This is a genomic window from Tenacibaculum sp. UWU-22 (assembly GCF_041021355.1).
Taxonomy (GTDB): domain Bacteria; phylum Bacteroidota; class Bacteroidia; order Flavobacteriales; family Flavobacteriaceae; genus Polaribacter.
Genome location: NZ_JBFNGP010000003.1, coordinates 1 through 15,502, shown reverse-complemented (window position 1 = coordinate 15,502; position 15,502 = coordinate 1). Strand labels below are relative to the sequence as shown.

Here is a 15,502-nt window from a genome sequence, read left to right as displayed (position 1 = left end):
TTTAATTTTTTGACTGCAAATATACTATATTATATTCACTGAATCCAATTTGGATTGGATTAATTGATTTTTGTTTCAGCCCCTATTTGATAATACACAAATCCTTTTTTTTGTAACGAAAAATCTTTATACTGATTACGCCCATCAAAAATTATATGCCTTTTCATCAATTCGCGAAGTTTGTCAAAATTTGGAGAACGAAATTCTTTCCATTCTGTTAACAATAACAATGCGTCGACATTTTCAACCACCTCATATTTATCTTCTCCGTAAAAAACATCAACTTTGTTTAATTGAATTGATTTTGCCTCTTCCATTGCTTTTGGATCATACACCTTTACCTCTGCCCCTCTTTTTACTAGCTCTTTAATTATATAGACTGATGGAGCTTCACGCATGTCGTTTGTTTCAGGTTTAAAAGACAAGCCCCAAACACCAAAAGTTAAAGATGATACATCCTGATTAAAATGATATAAAATTTTATCTAAAAATATTTTTTTTTGATACTGATTAATCTGCTCTACAGCCTTTATTAATTGAGGTTCGTACCCATTCTTCGCTCCTAATTGAATTAATGCGGCAATATCTTTTGGAAAACAAACACCTCCATAACCAATACCTGGATACATAAAATTATATCCAATTCTACTGTCTGAACCTATACCTACCCTAACTTTATTTACATCGGCACCTACTTTTTCACAAATATTTGCCACTTCATTTATAAATGATATTTTAGTAGCTAACATGGCATTAGCAGCGTATTTGGTCATTTCTGCTGACAAAACATCCATCGTTATAAATCGGTCATGTGTTCTAAAAAAAGGGCTATAGAGTTGTTTCATTTTACTAAAAACCCCCTCTTTTTCAGCTCCTATAACCACCCTATCAGGCTTCATAAAATCATTAACAGCAGCCCCTTCTTTTAAAAATTCGGGATTAGAAACCACATCAAACTCAACCTGAATATTTCTTTGTTTTATTTTTGATTGAATAAGCTCTTTAATTTTAAAAGTCGTTCCTACAGGTACCGTAGATTTAGATACTATAATTTTATAAGATGTTATGGAATTTGCAATAATTTCTGCAACTTTAAACACCGAACTCACATCAGCATTGCCATCTGATAACATTGGGGTACCAACAGCTATAAAAATAATGTCTGCTTTTTGAATAGCCGACTTAACATCTGATGTAAAAAAAAGAGTTTTTTCTCGATGTTGAGTTACCAATTCTTCTAATCCAGGCTCATAAATTGGAATGATGTTTTGATTAAGATTATTAATTTTTACTTCGTCATTATCAACGCACACCACCTCGTTTCCCATAGCAGCAAAACAAGCGCCATTAACCAACCCAACATAGCCCGTACCAATTACTGTTATTTTCATTTTATTAAAGGATGTTTTTCTCCGTCTGTAACTAAATCGAAATTTCTAATATCATGAACAATTTCAATAGACGGTTTTACATCAACCAAACCAAAACCTTTCCCTTTTAAAATTTCTTGATAGCTTTTGGTATGCAAATCAGTAAAGCCATCACTAAATTCTATTTCTTTTCCATCAATCGTTATAGAGCGGTAGGTTCTTTGTTGTTTTTGTTGAATTACTTTTGGAAGTGAATTTTCATCAATAGATAAATACCAACGCACACGTGCTTTTTCAAACTCTAAATAACCTGATGCTTTATCTTTTTGCCTTACATGTACCTTATTTTGTTGTACTTCACCAAAAATCCACGACAGCATATCGTAAAAATGTACTCCAATATTCGTTGCAATACCGCCCGATTTACTTTCATCGCCTTTCCAAGAAATATGATACCAGTTCCCTCTCGAAGTAATATAGGTTAAATCGACATCGTATTTTTCTTTTTTATTTTCTGAATCTATTTTTTGCTTCAAAGCAATAATACTAGGATGAAGACGTAGTTGTAAAATCGTGTTTATTTTATTGTTTGATTCTTTTTCAATAGCTTCTAAAGCATCAATATTCCACGGATTTAACACCAAAGGTTTTTCACAAATAGCATCTGCATTTCTGCGTAATGCCATTCTAATATGAGCATCGTGTAAATAATTAGGTGTACAAATACTCACATAATCTAACTGAATATTTTGTTGTCGTTTTAATTTTTCGATATGTCTATCAAAACGCTCAAATTCAACAAAAAAATCTGCCTTAGAAAAGTAACTGTCTATCACCCCAACACTATCAAACTTATCTAACGCTGCAACCAACGTATTACCTGTATCTTTAATGGCTCTCAAATGACGTGGAGCTACATATCCTGCTATTCCTATTAGGGCAAAATTTTTCATTATAAAGTTTCATCTTTTATAACTTTTGATAATGCGTTTTTAACATCATATACTGCTGATTTTTCTTTTCGTAAAGAGATGAAATCTAAATTTTTGAACTCATCATGAGCAACGGTTAACACTATCGCATCAAATTTTTGATTTGGAAGTTTTTGAGTAGAAATTAATTGGTATTCACTCATTACTTCATCTTCATTGGCCCACGGATCATATACAACAACTTTTATTCCATACTCTTTTAAAGACTTAATTACATCTACCACTTTTGTGTTTCGAACATCTGGGCAGTTTTCTTTAAAAGTAATTCCTAGCACTAAAACTTGAGCTTCTTTTATACGAACATCTTTTTTTATCATTAGCTTAATCACCTCTGAAGCAACATACTCTCCCATACTATCATTCAATCTTCTTCCTGCTAAAATAATTTCTGGATGATAGCCATATTCTTGTGCTTTTTGTGCTAAATAATAAGGGTCCACCCCAATACAATGTCCTCCAACAAGACCTGGTTTAAAAGGTAAAAAATTCCATTTTGTCCCCGCTGCTTCTAGTACATCATGAGTATTAATATTCATTAAACCAAAAATTTTTGCCAATTCGTTTACAAATGCAATATTAATATCTCTTTGTGAATTTTCTATAACTTTTGCGGCTTCGGCAACTTTAATTGAAGGAGCCAAATGTGTTCCCGCAATTATAACCGATTTATATAAATCATCTACTTTTTCACCTATTTCAGGAGTAGATCCTGAAGTTACTTTTAAAATTTTTTCTACAGTATGCTCTTTATCTCCTGGGTTAATTCGCTCTGGAGAATACCCTGCATAAAAATCTTTATTATATACTAATCTAGATTCTTTTTCTAACACAGGTATACATTCTTCTTCTGTCGCCCCAGGATAAACCGTAGATTCATATACTACAACATCATCCTTTTTTAACACCTTACCAACTGTTTCACTTGCTTTTATCAAAGGAGTTAAAACTGGACGATTATTTTTATCAACAGGTGTGGGAACCGTTATTATATAATAATTACATCTCTCTAAATCTTCTATAGACGTTGTGCAAAAAAGCCCGTTTTTATCAGATAATTCATCGACTAAAACAGCTTGTAAAATGCTGTCCGAAACCTCTAAAGTAGTATCTATACCCGACATTAATTCCGTCACTCTTTCTTTGTTAATGTCAAATCCTACTACTGGATATTTTGTAGCAAATAACCTTGCTAATGGCAACCCTACATAACCGAGCCCAACAATTGCAATCTTTGGTTGTTTCATTTTTTTATTTTATAAATTTTCCCAATACCACTGTACCGCTTCTTTAAGTCCTTTTTGTAAAGAGAACTGAGGCTTGTAATTTAATAATTTTTCTGCTTTATTTATGCTTGCTAATGAATGTGGTATATCACCTTGACGATTTGGACCATATTCTATTTTCACATTGTTTATAGAGGGATCTAGTTTTGACAAAACTTCCCTCAAATAACCGACCAATTCATTTAAAGTATTTCTCTCCCCAAAAGCAACATTATAAACAGTATTTACCGCTTTAGGATTATTCGTAACCAATGCAAGTATATTTGCTTGAATTACATTATCGATATAGGTAAAATCTCTAGAATAATTTCCATCACCGTTTATCACGGGTGATTTCCCATTCATAAACTGTTTTACAAACTTTGGAATCACAGCCGCATATGCTCCGTTAGGATCTTGTTTCCTTCCAAACACATTAAAATAACGCAACCCAACAGTTTCTAATCCATACGTTTTTGAAAATACATCCGCATATAACTCATTTACATATTTGGTAATTGCGTATGGAGATAAAGGTTTACCTATTACATCTTCTACTTTAGGCAAAGATTCTGAGTCGCCATAAGTAGATGAACTTGCAGCATATACAAAACGTTTAACCCCAGCATCACGTGAAGCAACTAACATATTTAAAAAACCACTAACATTCACATCGTTCGTAGTAATAGGATCTTTAATAGAGCGAGGAACTGACCCCAAAGCGGCTTGATGTAAAACATAATCAACTTTCGAAACAGCAACTTTACAATCTTCAAGATTTCTTATGTCCCCTTCGATTAGTTTAAAGTTAGGGTTGCTTTGTAAGTCTTTAACATTTTCTCTTTTCCCCGTAGCAAAATTATCTAAACATACAACTCGATTCTTTTTTTCCAATAAGACTTCACATAAATTTGAGCCAATAAAACCAGCACCCCCTGTTACCAAAATTTTCTTATCAGAAAGATTCATATCCATTTTATTTTATAAAAATTAAAATTGTTTTTTTAGTCCGCAAAGGTATGGATTAAGTATTTAAATAAAAACCATTTCTACATCAAATACAAAATAATGATATAAAGAAAGCTAAAACCAATAACAAAACGTATACCGCTGAAACTTTTACGAATGGAGACACTTTAAAACAATTATTAGCTAGAAGTCGATATCTTCTATATAAGACAAGAAATGATTGGGCACAAAAACAACAGCAAAGAGCAGCAATTTTATTTAAAAATTATCCTGATATTAAAAAAGGATCAATCTCAAAAGTTGTGTGAGAATTCACATTTAATGATGATTTTTGTAAAAAAAACATTTGGATTCTTACATCGACCTACTGAAAGTTTTATTACCAGAATTACTGATTACACACTTTGATATTGTAAAACACGAAACAATTAAAGATACGCTTCATTTATATTTTGAAGAAAAACCTACTATTCCTAAAGAATTTTCTAAAGATTTAATCATTTGCCATGGCTTTCATAATGAAGTTACTATTGAAGATTTTCCTCTAAGAGGTAAAACAGTGTTGTTACATATTAAACGTCGTAGATGGCTAGATAAAACCACTCAAAAAGCGGTTCAAAGAGATTGGAATTTAGTAGCACAGGGAACTCGAATGACCGTTGAGTTCGCTGTTTTTTTAAAAGCACTTGGTCAGTACACATTCTAATGATTGCCATACTATTGCTAAATTTTACAAACTTGATGGTAAAAAACTACAACGTCAATTTAAAAAGCATCTAAGTGATTTTAAACAATGGAAAGAAAAACCACACGCTAAAGACAGGCTCATCTTTCCAGAAAACATAGGCAAACAACTTTCCATTGACGAAGTAGCCTTGTCTAAAGGGAAATTATACACCATAGTAACCAATAAAAAAGCTAAAGGTAAAGCGGGTAGTATAGTAGCCATTATTGCAACCACTAAGGCTGAATATGCAATCGACAAATTGCTTAAAATCTCAGACTCAAAACGAAATACAGTAAAAGAAATTACTTTAGATATGGCTAATTCAATGAAATTAATTGCTAAAAAATGCTTCCCTAAAGCAACACAAGTTACCGATAGATTTCATGTGCAGAAATTAGCTTTAGATGCATTACAAGATATTCGTATAAAATATCGCTGGGAAACTATAGACCAAGAAAATAACGATATAAAGAAAGCTAAAACCAATAACAAAACGTATACCGCTGAAACTTTTACGAATGGAGACACTTTAAAACAATTATTAGCTAGAAGTCGATATCTTCTATATAAGACAAGAAATGATTGGACACAAAAACAACAGCAAAGAGCAGCAATTTTATTTAAAAATTATCCTGATATTAAAAAGGCTTATGGAATCTGCCAAAAGCTCAGAAATCTGTTCAACAACAAAACAATCTCGAAAGAAATAGCCTACACAAAATTAGCGCATTGGTTTAAAGAAGTAGAACAATCAGGATTTAAAGCTTTTAATATTGTAGCCAACTCAATCGCCCTAAATTATCAATCTATACTCAATTATTTTGATAATCGAAGTACAAACGCATCAGCAGAATCTTTCAACGCCAAGATAAAAGCTTTTAGAACACAATTTAGAGGTGTAAGAAATGTAGAATTTTTCCTGTATAGATTAACTCAAATTTTTGCGTAACAACAACTTTTAGGAATGATCCCAAAAAAATAGTCTTAAAAATTTTATAAAAACAAAAAAGCCACCTTTTTAGGTGGCTTTTAATTTTTGTGGGCGCGAAGGGATTCGAACCCCTGACCCCTTGGGTGTAAACCAAGTGCTCTGAACCAACTGAGCTACGCGCCCGTAACTCTTAATTGCGGATGCAAATATAAGATAGTTTTAAAAACTAACAATAAATTTTTGTTTTTTTTTCATAAAATTTCTGCCACCACAAAAGTACTACCGCCCACATAAACCACATCGTCTTGATTTGCTTGGGCTTTCGCATTCTTTAAAGCGCTTTTTACACTAGAAAATACCATCCCTTCTAATTTGTATTTCGAGGCTTCTTTTTGTAGAATAAGTGCTTCCAAGCCTCTTTGAATATTAGGTTTGCAAAAATAATACTGAGCGTTTTTAGGAAACATCGGTAAAATAGCATCTAAATTTTTATCAGCAACCACTCCTAATACAATGTGCAATTTTTCGTAGACCTCTTTTTGAAGTTGTTTCAACACGTAATACAACCCTTCTTTATTATGAGCTGTATCACAAATTACCTTAGGTTTTTTTTGTAAAATTTGCCAACGTCCTTGTAAATTAGTATTCTTTACAACATTTAACAACCCCTTATTAATATTTTCTTTCGAAATTAAAAACCCCGTTAATTGTTCTATTGCTGTAACGGCTGTTTTAGTATTATTTTGTTGGTAGCTTCCTAACAAATCAGTTGTATAATTTTCGTTACAATCTGAAGCAAAAACAATCGAAGACTGACAGCTTTTTGCCTTGTCTATAAAAATCGCTTGGGTTTCAATTTGTCGTTCTCCAATTACTACTGGAATATTTCTTTTTATAATTCCTGCTTTTTCTGACGCTATTTCGGGCAAGGTATTTCCTAAAAATTGGGTGTGGTCTAAACCTATATTCGTAATCACACTTACCTCTGGCGTAATCGTATTTGTAGAATCTAATCGACCACCTAAACCAACTTCAACAACCGCAATATCTACTTTTTCATTAGCAAAAAACCAAAAAGCCATACCTACTGTCATTTCAAAAAAAGACAGCTGTTGTTTTTCTAAAAAATCTTTATGCGTTGTTATAAATTCAGAAACTTTCCTTTTAGGTATTTCTTTTCCATTTATACGAATTCGCTCCGTAAAATTTTTTAAATGTGGTGAGGTATAAAGCCCTACTTTATAGCCCGCTTCTTGCAAAATAGAAGCAATCATATGACTGGTAGACCCTTTTCCGTTTGTTCCTCCAACATGTATTGACTTAAACTGTTTTTCAGGAAAATCTAACTGTTTTAAAAATGCTAAAATGTTTGTTAAATCTTTTTTAAATGCTGTTGCTCCTTGCCTTTGATACATCGGCAACTGCAAAAACATCCAATCTAAAGCTTGTTTATAGGTCATTATTTATAGTCGATATGGTAAACAAAAAAACTGTTTTCTTTAAATATAGTTGATTTTAAAAGTTAAGGCTAAAATAAATTTATTTAGATAGTGAAAACCGATAAATAATAGTTCCTTTTTGTTTTATTGGCGCATCAGAATCAGCATTCCACTTTGTTTTTAAAGCGGCTGCCTTAGCTGGCTTTAACAAACAAGGAGCTGTATTGGTAGAGCCTTTTACCCCAGGAGTTGCCTTAACTACTTGCCCATCTTTATTAACTTCTATACTAACCACCACCGTTCCTTCTTCTTGACAGTCAGGTTTTTCAATAGGTTTAGAAACCGCTTTTCTTCCTGAAAGATTATAATTACCCCCCAATCCATCTCTAGCATTTCCATAATATTTATTAGTGTTTGGATCACCATTTTCATTTCCTTTTACCCCAAGCTGCTCATCATCTCCTTCTCCTTGTGGTTGCCCATCAGAAGTGTTTCCATTTAATAGTTTGTTTAATGCATCTTGGGTTTCTTTAGATGGCTTTTGAGGCTTTGGTTTTTCTTTCACAACGGGCTCTGTTATTTTTTCGGAAACAGGAGTTGCTGAAGGGGTTTTTGTTTTTTCTATTACTGGAACTTCCTTACTTGTAGACGAAGTAATAATTTTTTCATCTACTATTTTTTTAGGCGTTTGTTGAACTGGTTTTTCTTCTGCTTTTTGTTGGTTTTGAGGTTTAGGTTCCATTTTTGTTTTTTCAATTGGCTCACCACTACCTACAGTAAAATTTCCTAAATTAATAGCCAAACCATATTCTTCTGGAGGATCCAAATACTTCATTCCAAATTGAAATATAGCCACTAATAACAACAATAAAATAATTGTGGTTATAATAGCTGATTTTCGTTTATATTTAGTATCTAATATCCCCATCATTAAACAATGATTAACACCAATATCACCTAACAAATTACCGAAGTTACTCTATTTACCTTTTACAGCAAGAATCATTTTAAGTTTGTTTTTATTGGCAATATCAATAACTCGCATTACATTTTTATAAGTTGCATTTTGAGCACCTCGTATAACAACTGTTTTTTTTGTGTCGTTTGCAATATGTTTTAGCAATTCTTGTTCCAAATTTTCTTCGGCAACCTTATCTTTACCAATGTAATATGTATTATTATCTGTAACAGTTACGGCAACAGAAGTGTTATTTGCTGTTTTTCCGCCTGCCTTAGGCAACAAAACATCAATAGCGTTTACCGTTACTAAAGTAGAGGTGAGCATAAAAAATATCAATAACAAAAAAACAACATCAGTCATCGACGACATATTGAAATTTGGATTTACTGTATTTCTTCCTCTTAGATTCATATTATATTTAGAAATTAAAAAGACTAAAAGATTGATTGTTAAATAAACAAATCTTTATTATTTTGTTTATGCAGGTTCGTTTAATAAGTCTAAAAATTCTACCGATTTTGCTTCCATTTGATAAATTACTTTATCGGTGCGAACTACTAAATGATTATAACTTATATAAGCAATAATACCCACTATTAATCCAGCAACCGTAGTTGTCATTGCTGTGTATAATCCGCCAGATAATAATTTAATATCTATTTGTCCTCCTGAATTAGCAATTTCATGAATAGCAACAATCATACCTATTACTGTTCCTAAAAATCCAATCATAGGTGCCGCACCAGCAATAGTTGCTAAAACTGAAACGTTTTTTTCTAACTGATATACTTCTAATTTGCCTGCATTTTCAATAGCTGTATTAATATCTTCTAAAGGTTTACCTATTCTTGAAATGCCTTTTCCTATTAATCGGGCAGTTGGCGAATTTGTATTGGTACATAAATCTTTTGCAGCTTCTATTTTTCCATTAGTTACGTAGTCTTTAATTTGATTCATAAAGTTTTTATTGACTTTAGAAGCAGCTTTAATAGCAAAAAAACGTTCAAAATAAATATACAAGGCTACTGCTAATAAAACAAACAATACGGCTATTATAATTTGCCCCCCTAAACCACCGTCTTTTATTAATTGAAAAATAGATAGTGTTTTTTCTATAGGTTGATCTGTAAGTTGCTCTATAGCATCTGAAGCCTGTTGAGGTGCAATACTAATCATAATTTGTTTTTGCTTACTGAGTTAGGGTTAATAGTTTAATACTGGATTTACTTTTTATATTTTTTAAAAGCACCAAACCAATCCGACTAATCGAATAACGTATAATTTTTTATTTACGTATAATTTTTTGATAAAATTAAAATATAGTTCTAGTAATCATAAAAGCTACAGCACCAACTAAAAAGCCTATTAAAGCCAACCATGATATTTTTTTAAAGTACCAAAAAAAGTCTATTTTTTCCATTCCCATAGCCACAACACCTGCAGCCGAACCTATAATAAGCATACTACCTCCAGTACCTGCCGAATACGCTACAAAATGCCATAATTCATTATCTATTGGCTCTGAAAACATTCCTAAACTAGCTGCCACCAAAGGCACATTATCTATAACTGCAGAACCTACCCCTATTAATAGTACAACTATATCAGAAACACCTCCTGCAGGTTCATATGCATAGTGTACTTCAGTACCTAACATTGGCATATTGTGTTGTAAATACGAAGCAAATTCAAATAAAATACCTAAAGATTCTAGTGCAGCCACCGCCATTAATATTCCTAAAAAGAATAAAATACTCGGTAATTCTATTTTAGATAACGAACTGTGTACTGGACTATGGTGTGCATTTTCATCACTCTCTTCCGAATCTCCATTGGTAATACTAAACTTCGCACTACTATATATTTCTGCAAAAGTAGCAACTACCCCTAAAGCTAACATCATACCTACATAAGGTGGTAAATGAGTAATGGTTTTAAAAATTGGAACCGAAATAATACCTCCCAAACCTAAAAACAACATGGTACCACTATACTTAACTGGCGGTTTATCTTGATTATCTTCCTTGATTTCTAAATCGCCTTTAAAAACAGGTAAAAACGAAGCTATAAACGAAGGCACAAGCATACATAAAAGAGAAGGAACAAACAGATACCCTATTAAATGACCTGTTGTTACCTTTTTAGCAATCCAAAGCATGGTAGTTGTAACATCTCCAATAGGTGACCAAGCACCTCCTGCATTCGCTGCAATAATAATTAATCCTGCATACCACATTCTCAGTTCTTTATCTTTTACTATTTTTTGTAGTATTGAAATTAATACAATTGTTGCTGTTAGGTTATCTATTATTGATGAAAGAAAAAAGGCTAAAAAAGAAAATAACCATAAAATTTTGGTTTTCTTTTTAGTTTTTACCACTTGTTTAATTGTTGAAAATCCATCGAAATAATCAATAATTTCAACAATAGTCATCGCACCTAAAAGAAACACTAAAATTTCTGCTGTTTTACCAAGATGATGTAAAAGAGTTTCTTCCATCAACTCAATTTTTTGATCGTGACTAAACGAACTAAACGTTTCTACCAAGTGGTGTTTTGCTGAATCGAACCAGTGTGGAAAATAATCTATCCCTAAAGCAATAATAGCCCAACAAATAGCCATCATAACTAAAGCTGGAATAAGTTTGTCTATTTTCAGGTTATGTTCTAAAGTAATAGCTAAATAGCCCAATACAAATACAATAATAATAAGTGTTTCCATAATTTTATACTAGTTGACTTAAAGCGATTTCAAATGCAGTTTCGCTTATTCTTGTTTTTGATTTATTTTTGTTATACACATTCTGAATTGCCTTTTTTATAACCTCAGAGGTATCGTTAAAAATAGCCGTATCAGACATTTCTACTCTACGTTCCATAAAATAAGCAAATACCCGAGCCATGCCACAATTAGATATAAAGTCTGGTATAAGACTTACTTTTTTATCCGTGGCTTCCATAATTGACCCAAAGAAAATTTCCTTATCAGCAAAAGGCACGTTTGCCCCACAAGAAACAACTTCTAGTCCCGCATCAATCATTTGATTTATTTGTTCTTGTTGTATCAACCTAGAAGCTGCACAAGGAGCAAAAATTTCACAAGGCAAATTCCAAATCTGCTGATTTATTTCATTAAACGGAATTAAATTTTCTGACGCTAATGTATTCCCTTTTTTATTTATAAAAAATTCTTTTATTTGATTAAAAGAAAACCCTTCTTTATTAATTACACCTCCTGCAATATCAATAATACCTACCACTTTAGCGCCCATTTGCGCTAAATAATAAGCTGCTGCAGAACCCACATTACCAAAACCTTGAACAACAGCGCGTTTACCAACAACGGTTCCACCATAAATCGTATAATAATGGCGAATTGCTTCAGCAACTCCAAAGCCTGTAATCATATCTGCAACAGTATACTTTTTGGCTATATCTGGAGACAGGTTTGCATCTTCTAAAACTTTAATAACGCCATGTCTTAATTGACCTATTCTATTAATTTTATCAGCTTCGGTAGGTTTAAAATGACCATTAAAAACCCCTTCTTGAGGGTGCCATACACCACTATCTTCTGTAATAGGAATGACTTCATGAATCTCATCTACATTTAAATCACCTCCTGTACCATAATAACTCTTTAATAAAGGTGCTACTGCTTTATACCAACGCTCTAAAACCCCTCTTTTTCTAGAGTCATACGGGTCGAAATTTATACCAGATTTTGCACCTCCAATAGCCGGTCCTGACACCGTAAACTTTACTTCCATGGTTTTTGCCAACGAAATCACTTCGTATTTATCTAAACCTTTTCGCATTCTAGTACCGCCTCCTGCCGCACCACCTCTAAGTGAGTTAATCACAGTCCAACCTTCAGCTTCTGTTTCAGGGTCTTTCCAGCTAAAAATTATTTCAGGTTGTTTTTCCTCGTATTTTTTTAATAATTGTTTCATTTCTATTTTTATAATAATTTATTTTTTACTTATTAAATAAGTTTTTAAATAACATTAAAAAGATAGAAACGTTAAAGCTGATTCATTTTAGACAGTTTTTAATTTGGTTTGCTACAAACTTAGCATAAAAAAATCATTGCTCAAACAGTTATTTAATTAGAAGAGGTGAAATTAGATTAAAAGAAAAACATTTTACAGTTTACATTCTGATTATCAAAATTTTAAACACTTGTTAAAAATATGTAAACATAAAATTTCCTAAGAATATTTATCGTATTTCATTCAATTCATTTTGCAAAAAAATAATTCATTAAACATTGTATTTAATATCATATTACTGAAAAACAAAAAACTTTATTGAAAATTTACTGTTTAAAGAGTATATTTGAATTCCTTTTTTACGGATATAACAAAATACATAAAAAATGAATTTTAATTTAACCGAAGAACACATTTTAATTCGCGATGCCGCTCGTGATTTTGCTCAAAACGAATTATTACCAGGAGTTATTGAGCGCGATAATACCCAGACCTTTCCTGACGAACTGGTTAAAAAAATGGGTGAATTAGGTTTCATGGGAGTTATGGTTGATCCAAAATATGGAGGAAGCGGTATGGATACTATTTCATATGTATTAATTATGGAAGAATTATCTAAAATAGATGCTTCTGCTTCAGTAATGGTTTCTGTTAATAATTCATTAGTCTGTTATGGAATAGAAAAATATGGAAATGAAGACCAAAAAAACAAATACCTAACCCAATTAGCAACAGGCAAAACACTTGGCGCTTTCTGTTTAAGTGAGCCTGAAGCAGGTAGTGATGCTACCTCACAAACTACTACTGCAGAAGATAAAGGCGATTATTACCTTTTAAACGGTACCAAAAACTGGATTACCAATGGTGGACGTGCTGGTATTTATTTGGTAATAGCACAAACCGATAAAGCCAAAAAACACAAAGGCATTAATGCCTTTATTATAGAAAGAGGCATGGAAGGCTTTTTTATTGGACCAAAAGAAGACAAACTAGGTATTCGTGGTAGCGATACGCATACTTTACAATTTAATGATGTTAAAGTGCCAAAAGAAAACAGAATTGGTGATGATGGTTTTGGATTTACTTTTGCTATGAAAACACTCTCTGGCGGACGTATTGGTATTGCCTCTCAAGCTCTTGGAATTGCTTCTGGCGCATACGAATTAGCCTTAAAATATAGTAAAGAACGGAAAGCTTTTGGTACACAAATCTGTAACCACCAAGCCATTGCTTTTAAACTAGCCGACATGGCTACCGAAATTGAAGCCGCTAGAATGTTAGTGTTAAAAGCTGCTTGCGATAAAGATGAAGGAAAAAATTACGACCAATCAAGCGCTATGGCAAAATTATATGCCTCTAAAGTTGCCATGGAACAAACTGTCGAAGCAGTACAAATACACGGAGGTAATGGTTTTGTTAAAGAATATCATGTAGAACGCTTACTGCGTGATGCAAAAATTACTCAAATTTACGAAGGCACTTCTGAAATACAAAAAATTGTTATTTCAAGAGGTCTTATTAGAGGTTAATTTTTGTAGCATAGTTATTAATATTTATATAACTAAACCCAAGCACACTATTTAAACATCTGGTTCAATATGAATTAGTATATGTTCTAGGTTTGGTATTTTATTTTTTAAATGATCTTTAAGCTGATGAGAAATGTCATGACCTTCTTTAACCGAAATTTTTCCATCAACCACCGCATGTAAATCAACATGGTACTTCATTCCCGCTTTTCTAATAAAACACTTTTCTGTTTCTATAACTCCTTTAACTTTTATAGCTTCTTCTCTAATTTCTTTCAATAAATCATCATATAAGTGTTCATCCATTATTTCTCCCAACGCAGGTCTAAAAATTAGATAACTATTATAAAGAATAAAGGCTGCAGCAAACAAAGCAGCCCAATCATCTGCTGTTTCATATCCTTTACCAAATAACAATGCAATAGAAATTCCAATAAATACCATTACTGAAGTTATCTCATCACTTCTATGATGCCATGCATCAGCTTTAAGAGACGTACTATCGGTTTCTTTACTTTTGTTAATCACTATTCTAAAAGATATTTCTTTCCACAAAATAATAGCCCCTATAACAATTAAAGTCCATGGTTCTGGAACCTTATGTGGTGTTTGAATATTTTTAATACTTTCATAAGCAATAACAACTGCAGAAGTTATAAGAAAGGCAACAACTAAAAAAGTAATTAATGGTTCTGCTTTACCATGTCCATAAGGATGATTTTTATCTGCTGGTCGTTTAGCATATTTTAACCCAAACAAAACAAGTATAGACGAAAATATATCTGTTATTGATTCAATAGCATCTGCAATTAAAGCATACGAATTTCCAAAAAAGCCTGCAAGCCCTTTAATTAAAGCTAAAACAGCATTACTAATAATGCTAAAATATATCGTTTGTACTGCAGTACACTTGCTTTTCATCTAATTTTTTAGATTGTTTATAAGTATTAATTTATAAAGAAGCTTGTTTACAAAATTAATCTTTATACGTTTATAAAAAACAAAAAACCTCATTACGGATGTAATGAGGTTTAAAAGAAAGGCAACGACTTACTCTCCCACCTATTGGCAGTACCATCAGCGCTAATGGGCTTAACTTCTCTGTTCGAAATGGTAAGAGGTGAGCCCCATTGCAATAATCACCTTAAGTTTTTATAGTATCTAGCTTAAATAAGTATTGTATTTCAATACAAGCTATATACTACTTATAAGTTAACATATTGGTAAAATCATATCCTAAATTACATCATAGTTTTTTATCTAAAAGAGTTTGCTCCCGGTCCGAAGACCGGGATACGTACATAAGCCTATGGGTTATTAGTACTACTCG

14 protein-coding genes, 1 tRNA gene and 1 rRNA gene are annotated in these 15,502 nt (G+C 32.3%); 3 read left to right on the top strand and 13 right to left on the bottom strand.

The window, feature by feature from the left end:
- Positions 1–59 precede the first annotated feature (59 nt).
- From AB2B44_RS06575 to AB2B44_RS06560, 4 genes are read right to left on the bottom strand one after another with little or no spacing between them, the layout of a single operon-like run.
- Positions 60–1,391: a UDP-glucose/GDP-mannose dehydrogenase family protein gene (locus AB2B44_RS06575; RefSeq protein WP_369048779.1), complete on the bottom strand. Its 1,332-nt coding sequence runs from the start codon at positions 1,389–1,391 to the stop codon at positions 60–62.
- On the bottom strand, positions 1,388–2,323 hold the full coding sequence (locus tag AB2B44_RS06570; protein ID WP_369048778.1) for a Gfo/Idh/MocA family protein: 936 nt from the start codon (positions 2,321–2,323) through the stop codon (positions 1,388–1,390). The genes AB2B44_RS06575 and AB2B44_RS06570 overlap by 4 nt, the downstream gene beginning before the upstream one ends.
- A complete protein-coding gene (locus tag AB2B44_RS06565; RefSeq protein WP_369048777.1) occupies positions 2,323–3,606 on the bottom strand; it encodes a nucleotide sugar dehydrogenase in 1,284 nt (427 codons plus the stop codon). Before AB2B44_RS06565 ends, AB2B44_RS06570 begins: the two co-directional genes overlap by 1 nt.
- A gap of 9 nt (positions 3,607–3,615) precedes the next feature.
- Entirely contained in the window at positions 3,616–4,593 is a 978-nt protein-coding gene (locus tag AB2B44_RS06560) for an SDR family oxidoreductase (protein ID WP_369048776.1), read from the bottom strand.
- Positions 4,594–4,939: 346 nt separating this feature from the next.
- On the opposite strand from AB2B44_RS06560, the gene AB2B44_RS06555 reads away from it, so the two are divergent.
- Together AB2B44_RS06555 and AB2B44_RS06550 are read left to right on the top strand one after the other, a co-directional pair.
- A complete protein-coding gene (locus AB2B44_RS06555; protein WP_369048775.1) occupies positions 4,940–5,299 on the top strand; it encodes a transposase in 360 nt (119 codons plus the stop codon).
- Positions 5,280–6,269, top strand: coding sequence for a transposase (locus AB2B44_RS06550; RefSeq protein WP_369048774.1), 990 nt, complete (start codon positions 5,280–5,282; stop codon positions 6,267–6,269). The genes AB2B44_RS06555 and AB2B44_RS06550 overlap by 20 nt, the downstream gene beginning before the upstream one ends.
- A gap of 90 nt (positions 6,270–6,359) precedes the next feature.
- On the opposite strand, the gene AB2B44_RS06545 is transcribed toward AB2B44_RS06550, so the two are convergent.
- The 7 genes from AB2B44_RS06545 to AB2B44_RS06515 form a co-directional block, all read right to left on the bottom strand.
- Positions 6,360–6,434: transfer RNA gene (locus tag AB2B44_RS06545), tRNA-Val, on the bottom strand.
- A 68-nt stretch (positions 6,435–6,502) separates the two neighbouring features.
- Entirely contained in the window at positions 6,503–7,711 is a 1,209-nt protein-coding gene (locus AB2B44_RS06540; protein WP_369048773.1) for a folylpolyglutamate synthase/dihydrofolate synthase family protein, read from the bottom strand.
- A gap of 79 nt (positions 7,712–7,790) precedes the next feature.
- On the bottom strand, positions 7,791–8,621 hold the full coding sequence (locus tag AB2B44_RS06535) for an energy transducer TonB (RefSeq protein WP_369048772.1): 831 nt from the start codon (positions 8,619–8,621) through the stop codon (positions 7,791–7,793).
- Positions 8,622–8,669: 48 nt separating this feature from the next.
- Positions 8,670–9,062, bottom strand: coding sequence for an ExbD/TolR family protein (locus AB2B44_RS06530; RefSeq protein WP_369048771.1), 393 nt, complete (start codon positions 9,060–9,062; stop codon positions 8,670–8,672).
- Between the two features lie 66 nt (positions 9,063–9,128).
- Positions 9,129–9,827, bottom strand: coding sequence for a MotA/TolQ/ExbB proton channel family protein (locus AB2B44_RS06525; protein WP_369048770.1), 699 nt, complete (start codon positions 9,825–9,827; stop codon positions 9,129–9,131).
- A 136-nt stretch (positions 9,828–9,963) separates the two neighbouring features.
- A complete protein-coding gene (gene nhaD, locus AB2B44_RS06520; protein WP_369048769.1) occupies positions 9,964–11,373 on the bottom strand; it encodes a sodium:proton antiporter NhaD in 1,410 nt (469 codons plus the stop codon).
- 4 nt (positions 11,374–11,377) lie between these two features.
- Entirely contained in the window at positions 11,378–12,604 is a 1,227-nt protein-coding gene (locus tag AB2B44_RS06515) for a Glu/Leu/Phe/Val dehydrogenase dimerization domain-containing protein (protein ID WP_369048768.1), read from the bottom strand.
- Positions 12,605–13,029: 425 nt separating this feature from the next.
- Between AB2B44_RS06515 and AB2B44_RS06510 the strand changes: the two genes are divergently transcribed.
- Positions 13,030–14,172, top strand: coding sequence for an acyl-CoA dehydrogenase (locus AB2B44_RS06510; RefSeq protein WP_369048767.1), 1,143 nt, complete (start codon positions 13,030–13,032; stop codon positions 14,170–14,172).
- A gap of 51 nt (positions 14,173–14,223) precedes the next feature.
- Here AB2B44_RS06510 and AB2B44_RS06505 read toward each other — a convergent pair whose 3' ends face one another.
- Both AB2B44_RS06505 and rrf read right to left on the bottom strand, forming a co-directional pair.
- Entirely contained in the window at positions 14,224–15,093 is an 870-nt protein-coding gene (locus tag AB2B44_RS06505) for a cation diffusion facilitator family transporter (RefSeq protein WP_369048766.1), read from the bottom strand.
- A gap of 116 nt (positions 15,094–15,209) precedes the next feature.
- Positions 15,210–15,319: ribosomal RNA gene (gene rrf / locus AB2B44_RS06500) — 5S ribosomal RNA — on the bottom strand.
- Positions 15,320–15,502: the final 183 nt, after the last annotated feature.